Origin of the sequence: Myroides sp. ZB35 (assembly GCF_001865835.1) — a bacterium.
GTDB classification, from domain to species: domain Bacteria; phylum Bacteroidota; class Bacteroidia; order Flavobacteriales; family Flavobacteriaceae; genus Flavobacterium; species Flavobacterium odoratimimum.
Genome location: NZ_CP017769.1, coordinates 757669 through 782747, shown reverse-complemented (window position 1 = coordinate 782747; position 25079 = coordinate 757669). Strand labels below are relative to the sequence as shown.

Below are 25079 nucleotides of genomic sequence, written 5' to 3'. Positions count from 1 at the left end.
CTTTGTGTAAAATTTATTTAAATGAAGAATTTTATTGAAGAAGTGACTTGGAGAGGAATGCTCCACGACGTAATGCCAGGCACTGAAGAACATTTGTTGGAGCAAATGCGTGCTGCGTATGTGGGAATTGACCCAACAGCGGATTCATTGCATATTGGACATTTAGTAGGAGTAATGCTATTGAAACACTTTCAATTAGCTGGACATAAACCTTATGCTCTTGTGGGAGGTGCTACTGGTATGGTAGGTGACCCTTCAGGAAAGTCTAATGAAAGAAACTTGTTAGACGAAGAAGCTTTACGTCATAATCAAAATGCGATTAAAGAACAATTAAGTCGTTTCTTAGATTTTAATTCAGGTGCTGAGAATGCTGCTGTGTTAGTAAATAACTATGACTGGATGAAAGATTTCTCTTTCTTAGAGTTTATCCGTACAGTAGGTAAGCATATCACAGTGAACTATATGATGGCTAAAGATTCTGTAAAGAAACGTCTAAACGGTGAGTTCCAAGATGGAATGTCTTTTACAGAGTTCTGTTATCAGTTAATGCAAGGATATGACTTTTTGCATTTATACAAAGAGAATAATATTACATTACAAATGGGAGGATCTGACCAATGGGGAAATATCACTACTGGTACAGAGTTAATCCGTAGAACAATTAGCGAGAAAGCATATGCGCTTACTTGCCCATTGATTACTAAAGCTGACGGAACTAAATTTGGTAAGTCAGAAGGGGGTAATATTTGGTTGTCTGCTGAGTACACTTCTCCATATAAATTCTACCAATACTGGTTAAACGTGGCTGATGCTGATGCTGAGCGTTATATTAAGATCTTTACATTCATCTCTAGAGAAGATATTGAAGCATTAGTAAAAGAGCATTCAGAGGCTCCACATTTACGTGTGTTACAACGTCGTCTAGCAGAAGAAGTAACGATCATGGTACACGGTCAAGAGCAATTAGATAATGCTATCAAAGCGTCTAATATCTTATTCGGTAACTCTTCTACAGAAGATTTAAAACAATTAGATGAGAAGACTTTCTTAGAGGTATTCGATGGAGTAGGACAGTCAGAAGTAGCAAAAGCAGATATCGAAGCTGGGTTAACTATCGTAGATGCCTTAGCAGCTAATTCTAATTTAGCTTCATCTAATGGAGATGCTCGTCGTTCGTTACAAGCTAACTCTATCTCTGTAAACAAAGAGAAAGTAGCTGAAGACTACGTAGTGACTACAAATGATTTGATTAATGATCAATTCGTATTACTACAAAAAGGAAAGAAAAATTACTTCGTTTTGCATGTAAAGTAAGATTATAAGTATACTTATATAAGGGCTCTCAGTAATGGGAGCCCTTTTTTTTGGCCTATAATTTATCTGGTCATAAGGTAATGGGGTATTGATGGCATAGTGATCGCATAAAAAATGGGTAAAACTATGCGAGCAGTATGCCATCACTATGCGATAACTATGCGACCAGTCGCGTTTTTGTTGAGAAACAAGGATTACTCCCTCGTTGTATTTACTAGTTTTTGGCTCTAATTAAAAGGTTGACTATTCTGTCGTTTTGGGTGGTTATGGAGTCTTTCTTCTCTGAATATTATGAGAGAGAATTAAAATATACCATATACATGGTATTTCATAGAATGAGGTGTTGAAATACCTTTGTATTACAAAAGTAGGGAGTGCTATATCCTTAATCTGTTGTGTATAATTATTGTTTGTTTTGTAAGAAAATAATTACATATAAGGGTTTCCCTACTTTGCTTTTTTCACTGATAAGAAAAAATTATATAACCTAAATATTATGCAATCAATTCAACAAAAGCGAGAACTTGACACTCGTATTTTTAGATTTACTGATTTCTTTTCTTCTAGCACATCTTCTATGATGTGCATGTGTTGCTGCCTATAGTTTATTCTTTTTAGGTCAGCTCATAGTGGCTGTACCGATACTACATTTCAATATTTCTAGACATAATGAATCAGTCTTTCAAAGATAGTTCATTTTAAACTAATTGTTTTATGCAAAAAATTTACGCAATCTTATTTGTGTTTGTTAGTGTTTTAAACTTACAGGCGCAAGAAAAACTTGTGACAGGATCTGTTACAGATATAAGTGGGGCCTTACCGGGTGTGAGTGTTCTGATTCAGGGAAGTGATGAAGGAACAATGACAGATTTAGATGGTAATTACTCTATAAAAGTTAATAATGGACAGGTATTAGTCTTTTCATTTATAGGATATACCACAAAGAATATTACATATAAAGGACAGGAAGTTCTGAATGTAAAACTTGCAGACGAAGCGAGTGAATTAGGAGAAGTATTAATTACAGTGCCTTATGGTACTGCTAATAAGAAGACATATACTGGGTCAGTAGGTTTAGTGCAAGCTAAAGATATAGAAAAGGCACAAGTAAGTGATGTGTCTAAAGCATTAGAAGGTACTGTAGCAGGGCTTCAGTCTTTCTCGGCTAGTGGACAGCCAGGGTCTAATGCGACAATTAGAATCCGTGGTATTGGGTCTATGAATGCAGATAGTGATCCGTTATTCGTAGTTGATGGTGTGCCTTTTGAAGGAGGGTTAAACTCTATTTCTCCTACAGATATCGAATCTATATCAGTGTTAAAAGATGCTACTGCAGCGACCTTATATGGATCTCGTGCAGCTAATGGGGTAATAATGATTACAACTAAGCAAGGTGGTAAAGAAACAAAACCTCAGATAGAAATCAGTGCAAAGCATGGTTTTTCTGATAGAGCACGTAGTGATTATAAACAATTAAGTACTAATCAGTATATGGAATTGCAGTGGGAAGCATTAAGAAATGGGCAGATGGATGCTGCAAAAATGAATGCTACCGAAGCAGCTGCTTATGCTACAAATAACTTGATTGGTTCGGTGGGGATTAATCCTTACGGAACAGGTAACCCATTTCCTGTAGGTACAGACGGTAAGTTATTGCCAGGGTTAAAGCCTTTGTGGAATGACGATTGGAATGATGCATTAAGTCAGAATGCGAGATTTACAGATATTAATTTACGTGTAAGTGGAGGAGGTAAGAATACTCGATACTACGTTTCTGGAGGGTATTTAAACGATCAAGGATACGTGTTAGAATCAGGTTTTAAACGTTTTAATATGCGTTCTAATATCGTGATAGATGCTAAGGATTGGTTAGAAATAGGGATGAATGTTTCTGCGTCTCATTCTATACAAGACTATCCGAAACAGGATGATAGTGCGATTAATAATGTAATTGGTTTTGCGAGAGGGTTACCTTCTTTTTATCCTATTTATCAACGTGATTTAGCTACAGGAGAATATCTAAGAGATGCAAATACTGGAGGACTGATATATGACTATGGGAACTACAGAACTACATCTTATAGAAATTACAACTTAGTAGAAACTCTTCCATTGGATAAGAGTGAAATAAAAAGAGATGTAGCGAGTATTAGAACATACGGACAGGTTAAGTTTTTGGATAACTTAAAATTAAAGACATCTTTAAGTGTTGATTACAATAGTATGTATGACCATAGTGTGTCAAACCCTGATAAAGGAGCTTCTGCTAATTATGGAGGAAGTATTAGCCGTAGAAATACAAGAACAATTAATATGACGTTTAATAATGTTTTAAACTACAATATTGATTTAGATGATAAGAACGCTTTAGCTGTAATGGCAGGACAAGAGTATTATCAGTATGATTCTAACTATTTTGGAGGTGCAAGAGAACAGATTGCGATGATGGGATTCGAGGAGCCTGATGCTGCTTCTAGATTGATAGATTTTTATGGAAAGGCTGATAAATATAGTATGTTGAGTTTCTTCGGGAGTGTAAACTATTCTTATGATAAGAAATATTATTTATCTGGATCTTATAGAGCAGACGGATCGTCTCGTTTTAAATCATCTAATAAATGGGGAGGTTTCTGGTCATTCGGTGCTTCATGGAGAATTATAGATGAAGACTTTATGAGTGAGTATAGAGATACTTGGTTAAACAACTTATTATTAAAAGCAAGTTATGGTGCACAAGGAAATGATAAGGTAGGGTATTATGCTTATCAAGGGTTGTATGCTATACGTAATAACTTAGGAGAATCTGGATTAGTTAGCTCTAGAATGGATACACCTAACTTATCGTGGGAAACGAACTTAAATTTAAATATTGGATTAGATTTTGGATTGTTTGATAATCGTCTGACTGGTACAGTAGAGTACTTCGAAAGAAGATCAAAAGATTTATTATTTAATCAACAGTTAGCTCCATCTATTGGATTTGCTAACAAAGATGTAAATATTGGAGGAATTAAAAACTATGGATGGGAATTTACTTTAGATGGTATTCCTATTCAAACAGAAGATTGGAGATGGCGTGTAGGATTAAACTTGACTACATATAAAAATAAAATTACTTCATTACCTAGTTCTGAAATCAATAAAGGGAACCAGATATGGAAAGTAGGAGGATCTATTTATGATTTCTATTTGCCTGAGTGGGCTGGTGTAAATCCAGAGAATGGTAATGCACAATGGTATATTCAGAATGAGGATGGTAGTCGTACAGTGACTGAGAACTACAGCAGTGTAAGTGGAAATAAAAATAAAGTATACAAAGGAACTTCGTTACCTGATGTATCTGGAGGTTTCTCAACAGAGTTGTCTTATAAGTCATGGCAATTATCTGCTAACTTTACTTATAATATAGGAGGTAAGATTTATAATGGGGATAAGGTAGGAATGTATAGACATGCAGGTAATGGTAGTACATGGAGTGCGGATATGATGGGAAGATGGACGCCAGAGAATCCTAATACTGATATCGCTAGATTAACAACTAATCCTGCTAATAGCTGGACGAATACTTCAGATCGTTTCTTGGTAGATCGTTCATACTTAAAATTAAAGAATCTTACGTTAGCTTATAACGTTCCACAAGAGTGGTTAAGAAAAATTAATTTATCATCTGCTTCTATTTATTTCCAAGCAGAGAATTTATTTACATGGACAAAAGAACAAGGTTTTGATCCAGAGCAAACATTCAACGGGACTACTTATTATAGATACCCAGCGATGAAGACATTGTCTTTAGGATTAAATATTAAATTATAAAGAATTAAGAAATCATGAGAAAAACAATTTTTAAATATATAGCGTTTAGTGTTCTATTTTCTATTGGAATGACTTCTTGTTCTTTAGATACTGAACCTACAGATGCAGTGGTGAATGAGAATGTTTTTACTACAGTAGAAGGTAATGACAAGGTATTGATCGGTACATGGGCTAACTTAATGGATTCATATAGTACTTATGCTAATCCAGGATATGGAGCGTTTTTAAGAACAAACGACGCTATGGGGAATGATGTAGTGGTGAATAATATGTATGGATTTAGTAGTCATTATGCTTTCACAGCTCTTTATAATCGTGGAGGGACAAATTCGTTTAGTTGGAATCTTACGTATAAAACGATTGATAATGCTAATAACGTAATTGATAAAGTATTTGCTTCAGAAGGTACTGTAAATGAAAAACAGCGTGTACGTGGTCAAGCATTAGCGTTGAGAGGATTTATGTACTTACACTTAGCTTCTAGTTATGCATTAGCTATAGACGTAAATCCTAATGCTGTAGTAGGGCCTATTTATTTGACTGCAACTACACCTAGTACAGTACCTGCATCAGCAGCTACTGTGACAGAAGTGTATAAACAAGCCATTTCGGATTTAGAAGAAGCGTTGTCTTTGATACCTGATACTTATAAGAGAAATCTTAAGTATAAATTTGATAAGACTGTAGTACAAGGATTATTGGCACGTGCTTATTTGTATACTCAGAATTGGGAGAAAGCTAATTTTTATGCAGAGGCAGTGTTGAGCAAGTATGGTCAATTGATGTCAGAAGATGACTATAAGAGTGGTTTTAATGACTCTAGTAATGTAGAGTGGATATGGGGACATCAACAGACATCTGAACAAAGTGGGGCTTCTTATCAGTTTAACTATTTAGATGTAACATCAAAAGAGAGTTATTACTTCAGTTTTAATGCAGACCCTTACTTTAAAGAGTTATTTGATGAAGGAGATTATAGAAAAAGTATGATTTACTGGGCTCCAGATCCTTCTAATACTTCTCCGAAAACGAGAGATGTAGCTTATATGAGATATGCTAAATTTAAGTTTAAAGCTGGTCGTATAGCAGATATTGTATTAATGCGTTCTTCAGAGATGTATCTAATAAGTGCAGAAGCAAAAGCTAGATTAGGGCGTGCTGATGCTATTAATGCGTTGAATGTTTTAAAAGCAGCAAGAGGTGCTAAGGAAGTGAGTGGATTAAGTGGACAAGCTCTTCTTGATGAAATCTGGATAGAGAGAAGAAAAGAATTGTTTGGTGAAGGATTTTCACGAGTGGATATTGTGCGTAACAAGTTGGCTGTAGAAAGAAAGTTATATCCTCAAGATAAGTTGGTTCCTTATACTTATGAAGTAATGGATAGCCAAGGTAAGATAAGCCAGATAACGGTAGATTTATTACCACAAGGACATAGAATCATTAGTTTTTCTGACAAGTCTTCTTTTGTTCCTAATAGTGTGAATTACTTATTTAGAATTCCAGAGGTAGAGGAGATCGAAAATGGAAACCTTTATAAATAAGGGAAAAAATAAAAAGAATTAGTTAGCGTTTATTCATATAAAAGGTTGCTCTTAATATTATAATTAAGAGTAACCTTTTTTTGTTATAAGACTATTTAGCGTTGTGTTAATACTAGAAAAAGTTATGTATTTTTGTAGTAGAATATTAATAAGATACTTTATTCTAGCAATAGAGGAGTGGAAGAGTTAACTTAAGGAGATAAGGATGTTAAATATAGGGATAGTAGAGAGTCAAGAAATCACGCGTTACGCTTTACAAGGGCTTATTAGAGAGGTTTGCTCAGGAGAGGTAAGTATTGTTGAGATTGATGATTTGACGGGCTTAAAGAGTTATCTTCTAAAGAACCCTAGTGCAGTCATTATTGTAGATCCTTTTAGTAGATGTCTAGAGAAGCAAACGGAGTTATTGCTACTGCTGCGAGAGCAAAGTGAGAAGTCACAATGGTTGTTGTTTTTTAGTGAGTTAAATGAGCAATGGTTAAAACAGTTTTTGTCTAATCGCATTTCTGCTTTTAATATTGTCTTCCAAAATGATAAGCTAGAACATATCAAGGAGGGTATCTATAAGACTATTTCTAAGGAGACCTATCTCGCACCTTGGATAATGAAGAAGCTGGAAGAACATCAGGATAGTATTCTGAAAGTGGAACAGGTGCTTACTAATGCTGAGCGTGAGATACTAAAAGAAATAGCATCTGGAAAAATGACTAAGGAGATAGCTGCAGACCGCAATATTAGTGCTCATACAGTGATAACACATCGCAAGAATATATTTAAGAAACTAGGTGTTAGCAATGTGTATGATGCAACACGATATGCTATTAGGGCAGGTATTATTACAGTAAATGAGTATTATATCTAATGATAGAAATAAAAAAAAACTGCTATTAAGCAGTTTTTTTGTTTTATATAAAGTTTTGATTTTTAAACATCTCAACGTTTATTTCTTCGATATAGTTTAAGACTTCGTCTCTACCAGTTTTGTCTTCTGATGAGGTAACAAAGCACGGAGGCATTTCTTCCCAGTTATCAGCTAACATTTTCTTTCTGTAGTCGGCTATTAGTCCAGCTACTTTTTGTTTACCTACTTTATCAGCTTTAGTAAAGATGATAGAGAAAGGAACTTCTGTCTCTCCTAGATACTGCATGAATTCTAAGTCAATCTTCTGAGCCTCATGTCTGATATCTACTAATACAAAGGCACTTACTAATTGTTGTCTATTCTCGAAGTAATCTGTGATGAACTTCTGGAATACAGCTTTAGTCTTTTTAGATACTTTTGCATACCCATAACCTGGTAAGTCTACTAAATACCAATTAGAATTAATTTTAAAGTGGTTGATTAGTTGTGTCTTTCCTGGTCTAGAAGAGGTTTTGGCTAAGTATTTTTGATTAGTAAGCATATTGATCAGAGAAGACTTACCTACATTAGATCTACCGATGAATGCGTATTCAGGGATAGGTTCATTAGGACACTTCTTAGCGTCAGAGTTACTAACAACAAATTCAGCTGTATTTATTTTCATTTTACTTGATATTTCTTTTGATAAACCACGCGTTTAGTAATTCGTTGAATTGATCTGGGTGTTCCATCATAGCAGCATGTCCACACTCATCGATCCAATACAGGTCAGAGTCAGGTAGTAGTTCATTGAACTCTACAGCTACTTCAGGAGGAGTTACTTTATCATTCTTTCCCCAGATTAAACACGTAGGTACTTTTATTTTAGGTAAATCTTTAGACATATTGTGTCGTATCGCACTTTTGGCGATAGTAATAGTCTTGATTACTTTCATTCGATCATTAACTGTAGCAAAGACTTCATCTACGATTTCTTTAGTAGCTATTTCTGGGTGATAAAATACATCTTCAGCTTTCTTCTTGATATATTCATAGTCCCCACGTTTAGGGTAACTGTCTCCCATAGCACTTTCGTATAAGCCAGAGCTTCCTGTTAATATCATCGCTTGAAGATATTCAGGATACATTTTTGAAAAGTACAAAGCGATATGTCCTCCTAGAGAATTTCCTAGCAAGATCACTTTTTTATAACCTCTTCTATCTATAAAATCTTTTACAAATTTTGCGAAAGCCTTTACATTCGTTTTTAAAATGCTGTTCGTGTAAAGTGGAAGTTCTGGAAGAACTACTTTGTAACCTTCATTTGGGAAAAAATTTGTAACACCATCAAAATTGCTCAGACCTCCCATTAATCCGTGTAAGATAACAATTGGTGTACCTTCGCCAATTTCTATAAAACGGAATTTACCATCTTCTTTTAAAGTTCGCTCCATGTAGTTTCTAAATGCGATTTTTAAATTCCCACAAATATACGTTTTTAAATATGAGAAAAATTCTAAAAGGAGTAATAATTTATTGTAAAAGTGTGAATTTGTCCATTTCAGCGCTTCTGGCCTTGTTGTAAATGCTAATTTATGGATGTTGATAAAAGCATTTTTATAGTCAAAAGCGAGGGTTCGAATTGTGATTTGTATTTTAAAATTAAGGGCTATTAGTCAGCTGATTACCCTATTTACTTGAATTATTTAGTTTAACACTCAAAACTTATCAACAAAGTGGGAAAAAGTGGTAAATTGTGGTAAAAAATTGACTACATTTGCTAAGATTATATTTATAGGTGTACATAGATGGCAATAATCGGAACATATGAATGCAAAATAGATGCCAAAGGAAGGGTGCTAGTACCTGCTTCTCTAAAGAAGCAGTTGCCTGGTATTGGTGATGGTTTTGTATTAAAACGTTCTGTTTTTGAGAGCTGTTTAGAGTTATGGCCGATGGCGGAATGGGATAAAATGATGAGCAAAATAGGAAAGTTGAATCCTTTTGATAAGAAGAATGATGCTTTTATTCGTCGTTTTATGGCCGGTGTAAAGAATGTTGAAATAGATGATGCAGGGCGTCTTTTGATAGCGAAAGACTTAATCGATTTTGCACAAATAAGCAAGGATCTTGTTTTTTCGTCTAAAGTGAATATAATGGAAATTTGGGATAAGAAATTGTATGAGGCAACGCTAGAGGTAGATGATTTTGATTTCGGAGAGTTGGCTCAGGATGTAATGAGTAATATAAGTTTTGATGAGTAAAGAAGAATACGGTTATCACAGACCTGTTTTGTTGACAGAGAGTATTGATGGATTAATTACTGATCCGAATGGTGTCTATGTAGATGTGACATTCGGAGGAGGAGGGCACTCTAGAGAGATACTTAACCGTCTAGGAAATGAAGGAAAGTTGTTTGCATTTGATCAAGATGAAGATGCATTAGCTAATGCGATAGATGACCCAAGGTTTACTTTGATTAATCAAAACTTTAGATACCTGAAACGTTATTTGCGTTTTCATGGAGTGAAGGAGGTAGATGGAGTGTTAGGAGATTTAGGAGTGTCATCACATCAGTTCGACGTGCCAGAGAGAGGATTCTCGACTAGATTCGATGGTGAGCTAGATATGAGAATGAATCAGTCTGGAGATATCTCTGCTTTTAACGTGGTGAATGAGTATGAGGAAGCAGATCTTAGAAATATGTTTTATATGTATGGGGAATTAAAAAATGCTGGAGCAATTGCAAATACAATTGTCAAAGCTAGAACAGATGCCCCAATCAAGAATACAGATGAATTAAAAGAGGTGTTGGCTAGATTCTTACCTGCACATAAGAGTGCTAGGATTTTGGCTCAGATATATCAAGCGATTCGAATAGAAGTGAATCAGGAAATGGATGTATTGAAAGAAATGTTGACACAAAGTCAAGAGGTCTTGAAGCCGAAAGGAAGATTGAGTATTATCTCTTACCATTCATTAGAAGATCGTTTAGTGAAACGATTTATGAAAAACGGAATGTTCGAAGGAGAACCTGAAAAAGACTTCTTTGGAAGATTTGAAGTTCCGATGAAACAGCTAGGGAAGTTAATCTTGCCTACTGATGAAGAAATTGCAGTAAATAATAGAGCTCGCTCTGCGAAATTGAGAATTGCCGAGAAAAAATGAAAAATAAAATAAGTAGCCCAGGAGATATTATCAAAGCGAAGATTCTTGTTAATGAGAATTCAGCTAAGACTTGGGCATTTATTATTTATGTAATCATTTTAAGTTTATTGTTAATTGGTAATACTCAGTCGTATGAGGCGAAAGTATTTAAAATAGCAAAACTAACTCATGAAGTGAAGATGTTGCGTGCAGAGTTTGTTGATACACGATCAGAGTTAATGGAACTGAAGATGGAATCTACCATCACTAAGAACTTAGAAGAAGATGGGATATTTCCTTCTGAGACACCAGCGACGAAGATTAAAGTAACTAGAGAAGTAGAAAAAGAAAGTTTTTGGGATAAGTTATGGCGCTAAATAATAAGAATATTTATGTGAATATATACCTTATCTCTGCTTTGGTTTTGCTCTTTGCAGGAGGGATTGTCTATCGATTAGTACAGATCCAAGGGATAGAAGGAAAGGAGCTAAGAGCTAAGGCTCAAGATAAAACTAGAGTAAAGATAGAAGAGATTCCTGCGAATAGAGGGAATGTGTATTCGTCAGATGGAAGTCTATTAGCGACTTCTGTACCGGTCTTTGAAATTCGTTTTGATGGTTTAGCACCTAGTGAGAAAGATTTTTATGAGAATGTAAAACCATTGTCTGATTCTTTAGGAGTGATGTTTAAGAAGCCTTCTAGCTATTATGAGAATTTGCTTAGAAAGGCTAGAAAGAATGGAAACAGATATGTATTCATAGCTAAAGATCTTAGTTATACACAATATGTAAGAGTTAAAAGCTTTCCTCTTTTAAAAAGAGGCCCTTATAAAGGAGGGCTTATATCTCTGCAAAAAACAATTAGGCAACATCCTATAGGTAAGATTGCACAACGAACAATCGGGTATGAAAGAAAGAATGAGGATAATTCTTTCACTCGAGTGGGAATAGAAGGAGCATTTACATCCTATTTAAGTGGAGTAGATGGTCGTAGAAAGATGCAAAGTCTTGGAAAGGATCAATGGAAGCCTATTAATGATGAGAATGAGATAGAACCTATTGATGGGCAAGATATCGTATCTACCATCGATGTCTATATACAAGATATCGCTCACCATGCATTACTAAAACAATTAGAGTATTATAGTGCAGATCATGGGTGTGTGGTAGTAATGGAAGTTGGAACTGGTGCTATTAAGGCTATTTCTAATTTAGGACGATCTGAAAGTGGTAATTATTATGAAACGATTAATTATGCTGTAGGAGAGAAACACGAGCCTGGTTCTACGTTTAAGCTAGCATCATTACTAGCTCTTTTAGAAAAAGGTAAAAGTGATACTGCTAGGATATACGATACGAATGATGGTGTTGTGAAATTCTATAATGCTAGAGTTCGTGATTCTAAATGGGGAGGATATGGTAAGATATCGTTAGCTAGAGGAATAGAGGTGTCTTCAAACACTGTAATAACACAAGCAGTGAATGAAGGATTTAAAGATAAGCCTAGTGAGTTTACTAATTATCTATCTACTCTAGGTATGGATAAGGCATTAGATATACCTATTAAAGGAGCTAGTGTACCTTATATACCGAAACCTGGTAAAAAAGGCTGGAGTGGATTAGCGCTGCCTTGGATGGCTTTTGGGTATGGTATTTCAATAACACCTTTACATACATTGACATTGTATAATGCAGTAGCAAATAATGGAGTAATGGTGAAACCAATGTTTGTCTCAGAAGTAAAAGAGTTTAATAAAACAGTGGTGAAGTTCGAACCAGAGGTTTTAAACCCTCAGATTGCTTCTCCAGAGGTTATTAAACAGGTACAAGGAGTACTGACTAATGTAGTTGTAAAAGGTACAGGTAGAAAAGTAGGTTCTCCTAATTTCTCAATGGCGGGTAAAACGGGAACTGCTCAGGTAAATTATGGAAAAGGAAAAGGAAAGGATATGTATTATTCTTCTTCTTTTGCTGGTTATTTCCCGACAGAGAATCCGAAATATTCATGTATAGTAATTATACATAAACCAGATAGAACGAAGAGTTATTATGGTGCGGATGTGTCTGGACCAGTATTTAAACGTATAGCACAGAAGATATACACGGATGTGCCTACAACAACAAGTTTGAGCAATATAGATGAAGTACCATCTAATGTGAGAACGAGTTATCAAGATTATCATGAAATAGTAATGGACAATCTTGAAGTTATGCCTGATGTGAGAGGAATGTACGCAATGGATGCAGTACCTCTTTTAGAAAATTTAGGCTTAAAAGTAGAAATAAAAGGAATAGGAAAAATAAAGAAACAGTCTGTAATAGCTGGACAAAAAATAAGTAGAAATCAAAAAGTAGTATTAGAACTATCGTGAAAAAGTTAAACGAATTATTATACAAAGCAAAAATGATATCTGTTACAGGAGGTGATTTAGAACTTTCTATAGCAAAGATTGCATTTGATTCACGTGAAGTTTCAAAAGAGACTCTATTTGTAGCTATACCTGGTACTGTAGTAGATGGTCATGATTATATCACACAAGCAATCAAAGATGGTGCTAGTGCTGTTATTTGTGAGAAACTACCAGTTGATATTGCACAAGGAGTAACTTATATTTTAGTAGAAGATAGTAATAAGGCATTAGCCATCGTTGCTAGTAATTTTTATGACAATCCTTCTTCTAAATTAAAATTAGTAGGAGTAACAGGTACCAATGGTAAAACGACTATTGCTACTCTACTCTATACATTGTTTAAGAATTTAGGATACGAGGCAGGTCTATTGTCTACTGTAGTTATAAAAGTAGGAGATATAGATTATAATGCTACTCATACTACGCCAGATTCTCTTACGATCAATCATTATTTAAATGAGATGGTAGAGGCTGGATGTGAATACTGTTTTATGGAAGTTAGCTCGCATGGTATTGTTCAGATGCGTACACATAGTCTAGAGTTTGATGGAGGAATATTTACTAACCTAACACACGATCATCTAGATTATCACAAAACATTTGCTGAATATAGAAATGCGAAGAAAGCCTTTTTTGATCAGTTGCCTAAAGGTTCTTTTGCAATAACGAATGTAGATGATAAAAATGGGTTGATTATGACCCAAAATACAGATGCAACTATCAAGACTTATGGTCTTAAGAATGTAGCTGATTATAAAGCAGAAGTATTAGAAAGTCAGTTCTCAGGAATGCTGATGAAGATTAATCAGCGAGAGATTTGGGTTCAACTAATAGGACTCTTCAATGCTTCTAATCTATTGGCTGTTTATGCAGCAGCTATTCAATTAGGAGTGAATGAAGATGAGGCTTTGTTAGAAGTAAGTAAGTTAACTAGTGTAGCAGGAAGATTCCAATACGTAGTATCTTCTAAGAAGGTTACTGCTATAGTAGATTACGCTCACACACCTGACGCCTTAAAGAATGTAATAGAAACAATTAACTCTATTCGTACTTATAATGAGAAACTGATTACTGTAGTAGGATGTGGAGGTAATAGAGATAAAACAAAAAGACCAGAGATGGCACAGATAGCCTCAGAACTGAGTAATAAAGTAATATTCACTTCAGATAACCCACGATTCGAAGACCCTGTTGTAATCTTAGAAGAAATGGAAAAAGGAGTGGAGCCTCAGAATACGATGAAGACGATAATAGTGGTAGATCGTAAGCAAGCTATCAAATTAGCTTGTCAGCAGGCAGAAGCCGGGGATATTGTTTTAATCGCTGGTAAGGGACATGAGACTTATCAGGAGATTAAAGGGGTAAGAAATCATTTTAATGATTTAGAGATTGTAACTGAATTTTTAGAACAATAGAATAAGGGAGATTTAAGGTATGTTATATTATTTATTTGAGTACTTAGATGATTATTTCAAAATTCCTGGAGCGGGGATGTTTCAATACATCACTTTCCGATCAGGTATGGCTATGATATTCTCATTGCTGATTTCGATCATCTACGGTAAGAGAATTATCAAATATCTACGAAAAATGCAGATTGGTGAGACTGTGCGTGAGCTTGGATTAGAAGGGCAGAAGGAAAAAGCAGGTACACCAACTATGGGAGGGCTAATCATTATTGTAGCAACCCTTATACCAGTTCTATTATTTGCAAAACTTGACAATACATACGTTTTATTACTTTTATTAACGACAGTATGGATGGGGACTATCGGATTCTTAGATGACTATCTAAAGATGAAGAAAAAAGATAAGGAAGGACTAAAAGGACGATTTAAAGTAATAGGACAGGTAGGACTAGGATTAATCGTAGGAGCAGTGCTTTATTTTAGCCCTACCGTAACGGTTAGAGAAATGCCTGCGAATAGAGCGTTAGTAGAAGATGTAGCTAGTAGATATGATGTGAAATCAACAGCAACGACTATTCCTTTTCTAAAAGATAATGAATTTGATTATTCGATTTTAATCAGTTGGTTAGGAGAAGGTGCAGAGAAATATACTTGGTTGATCTTTATTCCTATTGTGATATTTATTGTGACAGCTGTCTCTAATGGAGCTAACCTAACAGATGGTATCGATGGATTGGCTGCCGGTACATCAGCAATCTCAACATTTGTGTTGGGAATTTTTGCGTTTATTTCGGGGAACGTTGTGTTATCAGCCTATTTGAATGTAATGTACATACCCCATTCAGGTGAGATGACTATTTATATAGCCTCCTTTATGGGTGCATTGATAGGGTTCTTATGGTATAATACTTATCCTGCTCAGGTATTTATGGGGGATACGGGTAGTTTAACTATCGGAGGTATTATAGCAGTATTAGCTATAGCTGTACGAAAAGAATTAATCATTCCAGTATTATGTGGAATATTTTTAGCAGAGAACTTATCAGTAGTATTACAGGTAGGTTACTTTAAATATACAAAAAAGAAATATGGAGAAGGAAGAAGGATATTTTTAATGTCACCACTTCATCACCATTTCCAAAAGAAAGGATATCACGAGAGTAAGATTGTAACTCGTTTTTGGATTATCGGAATATTGTTAGGAATATTCTGTATTGTTTCTTTAAAAATTAGATAGTATGAAGGTAGTTGTATTAGGAGCAGGAGAAAGTGGAGTAGGTACAGCTGTACTAGCTATGACCAAAGGGTATGATGTATTCGTTTCAGATTTTGGACAGATTGAAGATAAGTACAAGGCTGTTCTTAATGAGTTCAATGTACGCTGGGAAGAAGGAAGACATACAGAAACAGAAATATTGAGTGGTGATATAATAGTTAAAAGTCCTGGGATACCAGATAAAGTAGCTATTATTCAAAAAGCATTAGCAGCGGATATTGATGTTATTTCGGAGATAGAGTTTGCTTATACTTTTAATACAGAGCCATCTGTCGCTATAACAGGTAGTAATGGAAAAACAACAACGACGATGCTTACTTACCATCTATTGAGTAAGGGAGGATTGAACGTTGGTATAGGAGGAAATATAGGTGATAGCTACGCTAAGCAGGTAGCTGTGAATCCTGAAAAGTGTTATGTGTTAGAATTGAGCAGTTTTCAATTAGATGGCATACGCAAGTTTAGACCTCATATCGCTGTTATTACTAATATTAGCCCAGATCACTTAGATCGATATGATTATAAATATGAAAATTATATCAATGCTAAGTTTAGAATTACATTGAATCAAACCAAAGAGGATTATTTAATCTATGATGATGATGATGTGGAGATTCAACGTTGGTTAACTAATAATAAAACTGCCGCTAAAAGAGTACCATTTTCTATTACTAAAAAGTTAGAATATGGAGCTTATTTAGAAGGGCAAAATATTGTAGTGGCTATGGACAAGGAAACAGTGGTATTACCAATTAGCGAATTGGGTGTTGAAGGAAAGCACAATGTTAAGAATGCTATGGCAGCTACGGCTGTGGCACAATTAAAAAGAATAAGAAAGCAGAGTATTAGAGAGAGCTTATCCGATTTTCAAGGAGCTGAACATCGTTTAGAAAAGGTAATGAAAGTAGAGAATGTTCAGTATATAAATGACTCTAAAGCAACTAATATCAACGCTACCTTTTTTGCATTAGAAAGTATGAAGACACCAACAGTATGGATTGTTGGAGGAGTAGATAAAGGAAATGATTATGATGAGTTAATGCCTTTAGTTCGCGAGAAAGTAAAGAGTATTATTTGTCTAGGTGTTGATAATAGTAAGATAAAAGCAGCTTATGAACAGGTAGTGGACACATTAATCGAGGTTCAGAGTATGGAGGATGCTGTGAAGATGGCACAACGCTTAGCTGAGAGTGGTGATACAGTATTACTGTCACCAGCCTGTGCAAGTTTTGATTTATTTAAAAATTACGAGGATAGAGGACATCAGTTTAAGGCTGAAGTAAATAATCTATAAGATAAAATGAAAAAGTTAGTTGCTAATTTATATGGAGATAAACATATATGGACAGTAATATTTTTACTGGCCTTATTTTCGTTTGTACCTGTATATAGTGCGAGTACTAACTTAGTTTATACGATAGGTACAGGGAAGTCTACATTCTCTTATTTGTTTAAGCATTTTGCTCACTTATCTATTGGTTTTGTGTTATTGTATTTAGCACATAAACTAGAGTATAGATATTTTAGACAATTGTCCATTCTTATGATGCCAGTAGCCATTGTGTTACTGTTCTTTACTTTGATTCAAGGTAAGACCATAGGGGGAGCAAATGCGAGTAGGTGGTTAGATTTAGGCGTTATTCAGATACAACCATCTGCGATAGCAGCTGTAGTTGTACTAGGGTATGTAGCGCAGTATCTGGTCAGTATTCAAGATAAGAAAGTTGAGTTTTGGCCTTCAGTATTAGAGTTATGGTTGCCTGTTATGGTTGTAGTTGGATTAATCTTTCCAGCTAACTTTTCTACAGCAGCTTTGATCTTCTTGATGGTTGGTATATTGGTATTTGTGGGGAAGTATCCTTTTAAATATCTAGCAGCTATTTTTGGAGCAGGAATGTTGTTTGTGACCTTGTTTGTATTGGCAGCAAAAGCTTTACCTGAAGGAACGATGCCTAACCGTGTAGATACATGGATAAGTCGTATAGATAGATTCGCTAATGCAGATGAAGGAGGAAAGGATCTTTATCAAGTTGACAACGCTAAGATAGCTATCGCATCTGGTGGATTAGTGGGAAAAGGCCCAGGGAAAAGTGTTCAGAAGAACTTTTTACCACAGTCTTCATCGGATTTTATTTATGCTATTATTGTTGAAGAATATGGTATGGTGGGTGGACTATCGATACTGTTTCTTTATCTGTATTTGTTCTTTAGGTTTTTGATTGCAGCACATAAGGCTCCGACTTTATTTGGGAAGTTGTTGGTTACTGGGTTAGGGTTTTATTTTATATTCCAAGCCTTGATCAATATGGGAGTAGCTGTGTCGTTACTGCCTACGACAGGACAAACGTTACCTCTGATTAGTAGTGGAGGAACATCGATCTGGATGACTTGTATTTCGTTAGGAGTGATTCTAAGTGTTACCAAAAAAGAACAGGAGATACAGAAACAAGAGATGGAAAGAATGATAGAGGAAGAGCGTATGCAAGAAGAGCTAGGTAAACAAGAAGAGCTTAGGCAAAATCAAGAATTAGTAAAATAGAATATAGGAAATAATATAATAAATGAAACGTGCACCGAGAGTCATATTAAGTGGAGGAGGAACAGGAGGACATATCTATCCTGCGATAGCTATTGCCAATGAGATTAAGGCAAGGTATGCAGATGCTGAAATCTTGTTCGTAGGAGCTGAGAATAAAATGGAGATGCAGAAGGTGCCGCAGGCAGGTTATAAGATAGAAGGATTATGGATATCAGGTATTCAACGAAAGTTGACTGTAGATAATCTTGCGTTTCCGTTTAAACTGATTAGTAGTTTATGGAAGTCTGGTAAAATAATTAAAAAGTTTAAACCAGATGTAGTAATTGGTACTGGAGGTTTTGCTAGTGGAGCTGTAGTGAAAGTTGCTGCTGGTAAGAATATACCGACATTAATCCAAGAGCAGAATTCCTTTCCAGGTATAACGAATAAGTTATTAGGAAAGAAGGTAAATAAGGTATGTGTGGCGTATGATCATCTAGAAAGATTCTTTCCTGCGTCAAAGATTATAAAGACAGGTAACCCTGTTAGAAATGATTTATTAGATGTTAGTTCTATGAAGGAGGAAGGTATTCGTTCTTTTGGATTAGATAGTTCTAAAGACATTCTTTTAGTTTTAGGAGGAAGTCTTGGAGCTAGGAGAATAAATCGATTGATTGAAGAGAATTTAGAAGAGATAAAGAAGAAGAATATACAAGTTATATGGCAGTGTGGTAAGCTGTATTATGAGGAGTATAAGAAATATCAGGCAGAGGGGGTATTAGTAACTGCTTTTGTGGAGAAGATGAACTTAGCCTATGCAGCAGCAGACTATGTGATTTCTAGAGCAGGAGCTTCTTCTATTTCTGAATTAGCATTGGTAGGTAAGCCTGTTATATTTATTCCTTCTCCTAATGTAGCTGAAGATCATCAGACTAAAAATGCGATGAGTATTGTAAGCGAAGAAGGAGCAATATTGCTAAAAGAAGCAGAGCTAGCAGAGCAGTTCTTGCCAACATTTACTGCGTTAGTAGAAGATAAAGTGTTGCAAAATAAGTTAGGAACTAACTTTAGAAGGTTAGCGTTACCTAATGCAACAAAAGATATAGTAGATCAAGTAGAAGCTATAATGAATATTTAAGTATGGAATTAAGTAAGATAAAGAGCGTATTTTTTATAGGAATAGGAGGCATAGGTATGAGTGCCTTAGCTCGTTATTTTAAATTTATAGGAAAGAATGTTGCAGGATATGATCGCACTGCAACACAATTAACTGATGAATTAAAAGAAGCAGGAATTGATATCCACTTTGAAGATAATTTAGAGTTAGTAAAGGATGTGTATAAGGATAAGGAAACAACTTTAGTTGTAGTCACTCCTGCGATACTTAGTACACATACAGAGTGGAACTATTTTATCGATAATGGATTTGATATTCGTAAGCGTTCTGAAGTATTAGGGTTGATAACTAAGGATACCTATTGTTTTGCAGTAGCAGGAACACATGGTAAGACTACAACAACAAGTATTTTAGGACATTTATTATTTCAAGCAGGTGTTGATGTAACAGCATTTGTTGGTGGAGTAGTAGAGAATTATCAGACTAACTTAATCGGAAGTGGTAAAACAGTAACAGTAGTAGAGGCAGATGAGTTTGATCGTTCTTTTTTAAGATTGTATCCTGATACAGCTTGTATTACTTCTACTGAGGCGGATCACTTAGATATATTTGGTACTGCAGAAGAAATGTTAGTAGCATTCCAAGACTTTGCAAATAAGGTTGAGGATAAGACTAAATTCTTTAAAACTGAACAAGTAGACTTAAATGGTATTAAAGTTGGTTTTGGAGAGGACTGTATTTATAGAATAGAGAACATATCTATTGATAATGGATGGTATGTTTTTGATATTATAACTCCTAATGAGAGCATTGAAGGTGTTCGCTTTGGATTACCAGGTAGACATAACCTATCTAATGCATTAGTAGCCTTCGCTATGGCTTATAATTACGGAATAGATGCAAATGTATTAGTAGATGGTTTAGGAAGCTTTAAAGGTGTTAGAAGAAGGTTTTCTTATAAGATCAGAAGAGATGATCTTATTTATATAGATGATTACGCTCATCACCCGACAGAAATACAAGCAGTAAGTCAGGCGGTACATGAGTTATATAGTGATAAGAAGATAGTAGCTGTGTTCCAACCTCATTTGTATAGTCGTACAAGAGACTTTATGAGTGAGTTTGCTATAGCATTATCTACCTTCGATCATGTAGTGTTATTAGATATTTATCCAGCAAGAGAGTTGCCTATAGAAGGAGTGACGTCAGCAGCATTGTTAGATCAAATGACATCAGTGGATAAAGTGGTCTTGCAAAAAGAGGAGTTATTACCTTATTTAAAGGCTTCTAAGGCTGAATTAGTTTTGACTATAGGAGCTGGTGATTTAGGAGAAATGGTAGAAGATATAAAGAAAGGATTAGAATAATATAGAAGTTTTAGTACGTGGAAAAGTTGTTTAAGAAAATAAAGTGGTCAGATGTTCGCATATTGCTATTGTGTGGACTGTTACTGTTTTTGTATTCTTTTACTAATAAACGTAGTAATGATCGTGAAGTTAAGGATATCGATGTGGTTTTTAAGGAAAGTGAAGAACACTTTGTAACAAGTAGTGAAATTCGCAATTTGCTTAAAAATAAATTTCCAAAAATTTCCGAGATTAATAGAAGTGTTTTAGATTTGAATAATCTAGAGAAAAACGTGCTAAAAAATGAATTAATCAGAAATGCGGATGTTTATTTGACGATAGATAATAAAATAATCGTTGATATTTGGCAAAAAAAAGCAATCGGAAGAGTGATAGATGGGGATAATAATTATTATCTTGATGAGTTAGGGAAAATGATGCCATTATCAAGTAATTTTTCTGATAGAGTTCCTATGGTGCAGGGAAAGGTGAACAAGAGTAATGAAAGAGATATTAAGGAAATACTTGAATTGATTAACAAGGACGAATTCTTAAGAGAGGATATCACGGGGATAGTTATAGAACCAAAGGGAACTTTAATGTTGATTAGTCGTACAAACCGTTTTGACATTTTGTTTGGAGGGTTTGATGAAATGGAAATAAAGTTGCAAAATTATAAAGCCTTTGTACAGTATTTGATAAGAGAGAATGTTGAACAAGAGAAATACAAGTATATAAACCTCAAGTTTACCCAACAAGTGGTATGCACAAAATAGAAAAAGAGTATGGAAAAAGAAAATATAGCTGTAGGTTTAGACATTGGGACAACTAAGATTGTCGCAATGATTGGAAAGAAAAACGAATACGGTAAACTAGAAATTTTAGGATTAGGTAAAGCTAAAAGTCTAGGTGTTAAACGAGGTGTTGTTAACAATATCACGCAGACCATTCAATCTATTCAAAACGCTGTGACTGATGCTGAGTCAGCAGCTGGGTATAAGATTAAGAATGTAGTAGTAGGTATAGCTGGACAGCATATACGTAGTATTCAACATAGTGATTATATAAGTAGAGATAATCCTGATGAAGTAATAGGAGACAAGGACATAGAGCAATTAATTACTCAAGTTCAGAAGTTGAGTATGCTTCCAGGAGAAGAAATTATACACGTACTTCCACAAGAGTTCAAAATAGATGGAGAGCCTGGTATTAAGGAACCTATCGGAATGTATGGAAGTCGTTTGGAAGCTGTATTCCATGTAGTAGTAGGTCAAGCCGCATTAATAAAGAATGCAGGGAGATGTATTAAAGATGCAGGATTAGAGCTTTCAGGTATTACTTTAGAGCCTTTAGCATCAGCTGAAGCAGTTCTAAGTCAAGAAGAAAAAGAAGCTGGGGTAGCACTTATCGATATCGGTGGTGGTACAACGGACTTAGCTATCTTTAAAGACGGTATTATTCGTCATACAGCTGTAGTGCCTTTCGGAGGAAATGTTATTACAGAAGATATTAAAGAAGGATGTTCTATTATAGAACGTCAAGCTGAGATACTAAAAGTAAAGTTTGGGTCTGCTTGGCCAGGAGAAAATAAAGATAATGAGATTGTGTCTATTCCAGGGTTAAGAGGAAAAGAACCAAAGGAAATATCTTTAAAGAACTTGTCTAAGATTATTCATGCTCGAGTAGAAGAGATCATACAATTGGTATTCTCTGAAATTAAGAGTTATGGATATGAAAGCCCACAGAAGAAATTGATTGCAGGAATTGTTTTAACTGGAGGAGGTTCTGAATTAAAACATATTAAGCAATTAGTAGAATATATCACTGGTATAGATACTCGTATAGGATATCCTAATGAGCACTTAGCTGGAGACTCTAGTTTAGAGATTTCTAGTCCATTATACGCTACTGCGGTAGGATTAGTGATGGAAAGTGAAAGACATCATATAAAAGGAGCTGTTTCATTAGCAGATATTGCTGTTGAGAATAGAGTTCCAGAAGTGGAGGCGCCTGTTGTTAATCGCGCAGAGCCTGTGGTGCAACAACCAGTTGTATCACAAGATCCAATAGAAACAGTAAGTCAAGAAAGACCTAAAGTTTCTGAAGAACCAAAAGAGACTGAATTTAGATCGCCAACGGCAGAAAAATTTGAATCAAATTTCTTTGGTACTTTTTTTAGAAAAATAAAAGATTTTATTGAAAAGCAAGAATAAAAAGGCTACGTATATGGAGAATACAGATTTTGGAGGAATAAAGTTTGATTTACCGAAAAACCAATCAAACGTTATCAAAGTAATAGGTGTAGGAGGCGGTGGAAGTAATGCTATTAATCACATGTTCCAACAAGGAATTAAAGGTGTAGATTTTATAGTGTGTAATACTGACTCTCAAGCATTAGAAAATAGTCCAGTTCCAACTAAAATTCAGTTAGGAGTTAACCTTACGGAAGGGTTAGGAGCAGGAGCTAATCCAGAAGTGGGCCAACAGTCTGCTTTAGAAAGTATAGAAGAGATAGAGAAGATGTTAGATACCAACACTAAGATGGTATTTATCACTGCTGGTATGGGTGGTGGTACTGGTACAGGTGCTGCTCCAGTTATTGCTCAGTTATCTAAAGAACGTGATATCCTTACAGTAGGTATTGTTACTATTCCTTTCCAATTCGAAGGTAAGGTAAGACAAGACCAAGCTTTAAAAGGGGTTGAACGTCTACGTAAACAAGTTGACTCTTTAGTTGTTATCAATAATAATAAGTTACGAGAGGTATATGGTAATTTAGGTTTCAAAGCTGGTTTCTCCAAAGCCGACGAAGTCTTATCTACTGCAGCTCGTGGTATCGCAGAAGTTATTACGCATCACTATACTCAGAATATTGACTTAAAGGATGCTAAGACTGTATTATCTGATAGTGGTACTGCTATAATGGGATCTGCTACAGCTTCTGGTGAAACTAGAGCTAAAGATGCTATTGTAGATGCATTAGACTCTCCTCTATTAAATGATAATAAGATTAGCGGTGCTAAGAATGTATTGTTATTAATTGTGTCTGGTGCAAATGAGATTACAATTGATGAGATAGGTGAAATCAACGACCACATCCAGACAGAAGCTGGGCATAATGCTAACATCATTATGGGGGTTGGTGAAGATGAGTCTTTAGGAGATGCTATTTCTGTAACAATTATTGCTACAGGTTTCAATATCGAACAACAAAAAAGTATTGTTACAACAGGTGAGCCTAATAAGATTATTCACGTATTAGAAGGTGATCAGAAGTTAGAGCATAATTTAATGCAAGCTTCATCTGTAGAGTCTTTCGGCTACTCTTCTCCAGATGAGCCATTATCTAAGGTTACTACTATTATTTCTTCTTCAGAAGATGCAGTAGAAGAAACAGAAAAAATTACTGTACATCAGTTAGGTGATTTTGAAGATGAAGATCTTGATGAAGGTATCTCTGTAGAGGCAATGAATGAGGAAGACGTTCAAGTAAATCAAGTGACAGCAGAAGCTACTGAGAAAGCAAGTGATGCTAATGGATTAGATGTTTTTTTTGAAATCGTAACGCCTTCTGAGGAAGTAAAAAAAAATACTAGTATTTCAGAAGAGCAAAATTTAGCAAAAACAAAAGATATAAGAGATATAAATGTTGTTGATCCTGAGTTTGTTATTGTAAATGTAGCAAAAAGACCAGAAACACAAGTGTCTCAACAACCACAAGCAAATGCTCCTGTCGTGTATCATTTAGAGGATGATGTGGTAGAAGCAAAAAGCAATATTGCTTATGGTAATGAAGCTAAATCAGTTCAAAATATGGCTGCTCCTAAAGAAGAAATTATCATGTTCTCTTTAGAAGATTATACAGATAAAGAAAGTGAGTTAGCATCAGCAAAACCGATTAATAAACATCAAGATGCAATAGAAGATGAATTTAGATTTTCTATTAAATCAGAGGAACCAACTCCAGCTGTAGTAGAAGCATCTAATGCAGTAGTAGAAGAGGAACTAGATGAAGTAAACCCTATCGAGATGAGTATCGAGGAGTTTACACTTAAGAGTCGTGCTGCTGAACGCAGAAAAAAGATGAAAGAGTTTAACTACAAGTTTAATAATACGAACAGTCAGTTAACAGAGTTAGAGCGTGAGCCAGCTTATAAAAGAAGTGGAGTAGACTTACACGAGTCAGACGAGACTACTAATAAGTCACGTATTACTTTCGGGTTAGATAGTAATAACGATGGGCAGTTAAGATCTAACAACTCATATTTACACGATAATGTAGATTAATTACAAGTATATTATTTAAAAGGACTATCTTTCGATAGTCCTTTTATTTTTTGGCTTATT

The 25079-nt window shown here is 35.2% G+C and carries 19 protein-coding genes; 17 read left to right on the top strand and 2 right to left on the bottom strand.

Annotation, left to right across the window (positions count from 1 at the left end; genetic code table 11):
• Positions 1–21 precede the first annotated feature (21 nt).
• The 4 genes from tyrS to BK054_RS03515 all read left to right on the top strand — a co-directional run bounded on the left by tyrS (position 22) and on the right by BK054_RS03515 (position 7530).
• Positions 22–1314, top strand: a complete 1293-nt coding sequence (tyrS, locus tag BK054_RS03530) for a tyrosine--tRNA ligase (RefSeq protein ID WP_006259698.1) — start codon at positions 22–24, stop codon at positions 1312–1314.
• Positions 1315–2028: 714 nt separating this feature from the next.
• Complete coding sequence (locus BK054_RS03525) at positions 2029–5127, top strand: SusC/RagA family TonB-linked outer membrane protein (protein WP_058699140.1); 3099 nt, start codon at positions 2029–2031, stop codon at positions 5125–5127.
• A gap of 14 nt (positions 5128–5141) precedes the next feature.
• A complete protein-coding gene (locus tag BK054_RS03520; RefSeq protein WP_071306913.1) occupies positions 5142–6668 on the top strand; it encodes a RagB/SusD family nutrient uptake outer membrane protein in 1527 nt (508 codons plus the stop codon).
• A 205-nt stretch (positions 6669–6873) separates the two neighbouring features.
• Positions 6874–7530: a response regulator transcription factor gene (locus tag BK054_RS03515; RefSeq protein ID WP_006259695.1), complete on the top strand. Its 657-nt coding sequence runs from the start codon at positions 6874–6876 to the stop codon at positions 7528–7530.
• 43 nt (positions 7531–7573) lie between these two features.
• On the opposite strand, the gene yihA is transcribed toward BK054_RS03515, so the two are convergent.
• Together yihA and BK054_RS03505 are read right to left on the bottom strand one after the other, a co-directional pair.
• Positions 7574–8194, bottom strand: coding sequence for a ribosome biogenesis GTP-binding protein YihA/YsxC (gene yihA, locus BK054_RS03510; RefSeq protein WP_006259694.1), 621 nt, complete (start codon positions 8192–8194; stop codon positions 7574–7576).
• A 1-nt stretch (position 8195) separates the two neighbouring features.
• Entirely contained in the window at positions 8196–8963 is a 768-nt protein-coding gene (locus BK054_RS03505) for an alpha/beta fold hydrolase (RefSeq protein WP_006262250.1), read from the bottom strand.
• A 354-nt stretch (positions 8964–9317) separates the two neighbouring features.
• On the opposite strand from BK054_RS03505, the gene mraZ reads away from it, so the two are divergent.
• From mraZ to ftsZ, 13 genes are read left to right on the top strand one after another with little or no spacing between them, the layout of a single operon-like run.
• Positions 9318–9773, top strand: a complete 456-nt coding sequence (mraZ, locus tag BK054_RS03500) for a division/cell wall cluster transcriptional repressor MraZ (RefSeq protein ID WP_006259692.1) — start codon at positions 9318–9320, stop codon at positions 9771–9773.
• Positions 9766–10677: a 16S rRNA (cytosine(1402)-N(4))-methyltransferase RsmH gene (gene rsmH, locus BK054_RS03495; protein WP_071306912.1), complete on the top strand. Its 912-nt coding sequence runs from the start codon at positions 9766–9768 to the stop codon at positions 10675–10677. The genes mraZ and rsmH overlap by 8 nt, the downstream gene beginning before the upstream one ends.
• Positions 10674–11033: an FtsL-like putative cell division protein gene (locus BK054_RS03490; protein WP_006259690.1), complete on the top strand. Its 360-nt coding sequence runs from the start codon at positions 10674–10676 to the stop codon at positions 11031–11033. The genes rsmH and BK054_RS03490 overlap by 4 nt, the downstream gene beginning before the upstream one ends.
• Positions 11024–13027, top strand: a complete 2004-nt coding sequence (locus BK054_RS03485) for a penicillin-binding protein (RefSeq protein ID WP_006259689.1) — start codon at positions 11024–11026, stop codon at positions 13025–13027. Before BK054_RS03490 ends, BK054_RS03485 begins: the two co-directional genes overlap by 10 nt.
• Positions 13024–14481 (top strand): UDP-N-acetylmuramoyl-L-alanyl-D-glutamate--2,6-diaminopimelate ligase, encoded by a 1458-nt coding sequence (locus BK054_RS03480; RefSeq protein WP_071306911.1) that lies wholly within the window; start codon positions 13024–13026, stop codon positions 14479–14481. Before BK054_RS03485 ends, BK054_RS03480 begins: the two co-directional genes overlap by 4 nt.
• Before the next feature lie 19 nt (positions 14482–14500).
• A complete protein-coding gene (mraY, locus tag BK054_RS03475) occupies positions 14501–15712 on the top strand; it encodes a phospho-N-acetylmuramoyl-pentapeptide-transferase (RefSeq protein WP_006259687.1) in 1212 nt (403 codons plus the stop codon).
• A 1-nt stretch (position 15713) separates the two neighbouring features.
• Entirely contained in the window at positions 15714–17045 is a 1332-nt protein-coding gene (gene murD / locus BK054_RS03470; RefSeq protein ID WP_006259686.1) for a UDP-N-acetylmuramoyl-L-alanine--D-glutamate ligase, read from the top strand.
• Between the two features lie 6 nt (positions 17046–17051).
• Positions 17052–18290, top strand: coding sequence for an FtsW/RodA/SpoVE family cell cycle protein (locus BK054_RS03465; protein ID WP_006259685.1), 1239 nt, complete (start codon positions 17052–17054; stop codon positions 18288–18290).
• 22 nt (positions 18291–18312) lie between these two features.
• Positions 18313–19407: an undecaprenyldiphospho-muramoylpentapeptide beta-N-acetylglucosaminyltransferase gene (gene murG / locus BK054_RS03460; protein WP_006262248.1), complete on the top strand. Its 1095-nt coding sequence runs from the start codon at positions 18313–18315 to the stop codon at positions 19405–19407.
• A 2-nt stretch (positions 19408–19409) separates the two neighbouring features.
• The gene (gene murC, locus BK054_RS03455) at positions 19410–20753 is read left to right on the top strand and encodes a UDP-N-acetylmuramate--L-alanine ligase (protein ID WP_071306910.1); all 1344 of its coding nucleotides are present in this window, start codon (positions 19410–19412) and stop codon (positions 20751–20753) included.
• 17 nt (positions 20754–20770) lie between these two features.
• Positions 20771–21508: a cell division protein FtsQ/DivIB gene (locus BK054_RS03450; RefSeq protein WP_006259682.1), complete on the top strand. Its 738-nt coding sequence runs from the start codon at positions 20771–20773 to the stop codon at positions 21506–21508.
• 9 nt (positions 21509–21517) lie between these two features.
• The gene (gene ftsA / locus BK054_RS03445) at positions 21518–22945 is read left to right on the top strand and encodes a cell division protein FtsA (protein WP_071306909.1); all 1428 of its coding nucleotides are present in this window, start codon (positions 21518–21520) and stop codon (positions 22943–22945) included.
• Between the two features lie 13 nt (positions 22946–22958).
• On the top strand, positions 22959–25019 hold the full coding sequence (gene ftsZ / locus BK054_RS03440) for a cell division protein FtsZ (RefSeq protein ID WP_016650328.1): 2061 nt from the start codon (positions 22959–22961) through the stop codon (positions 25017–25019).
• Positions 25020–25079: the final 60 nt, after the last annotated feature.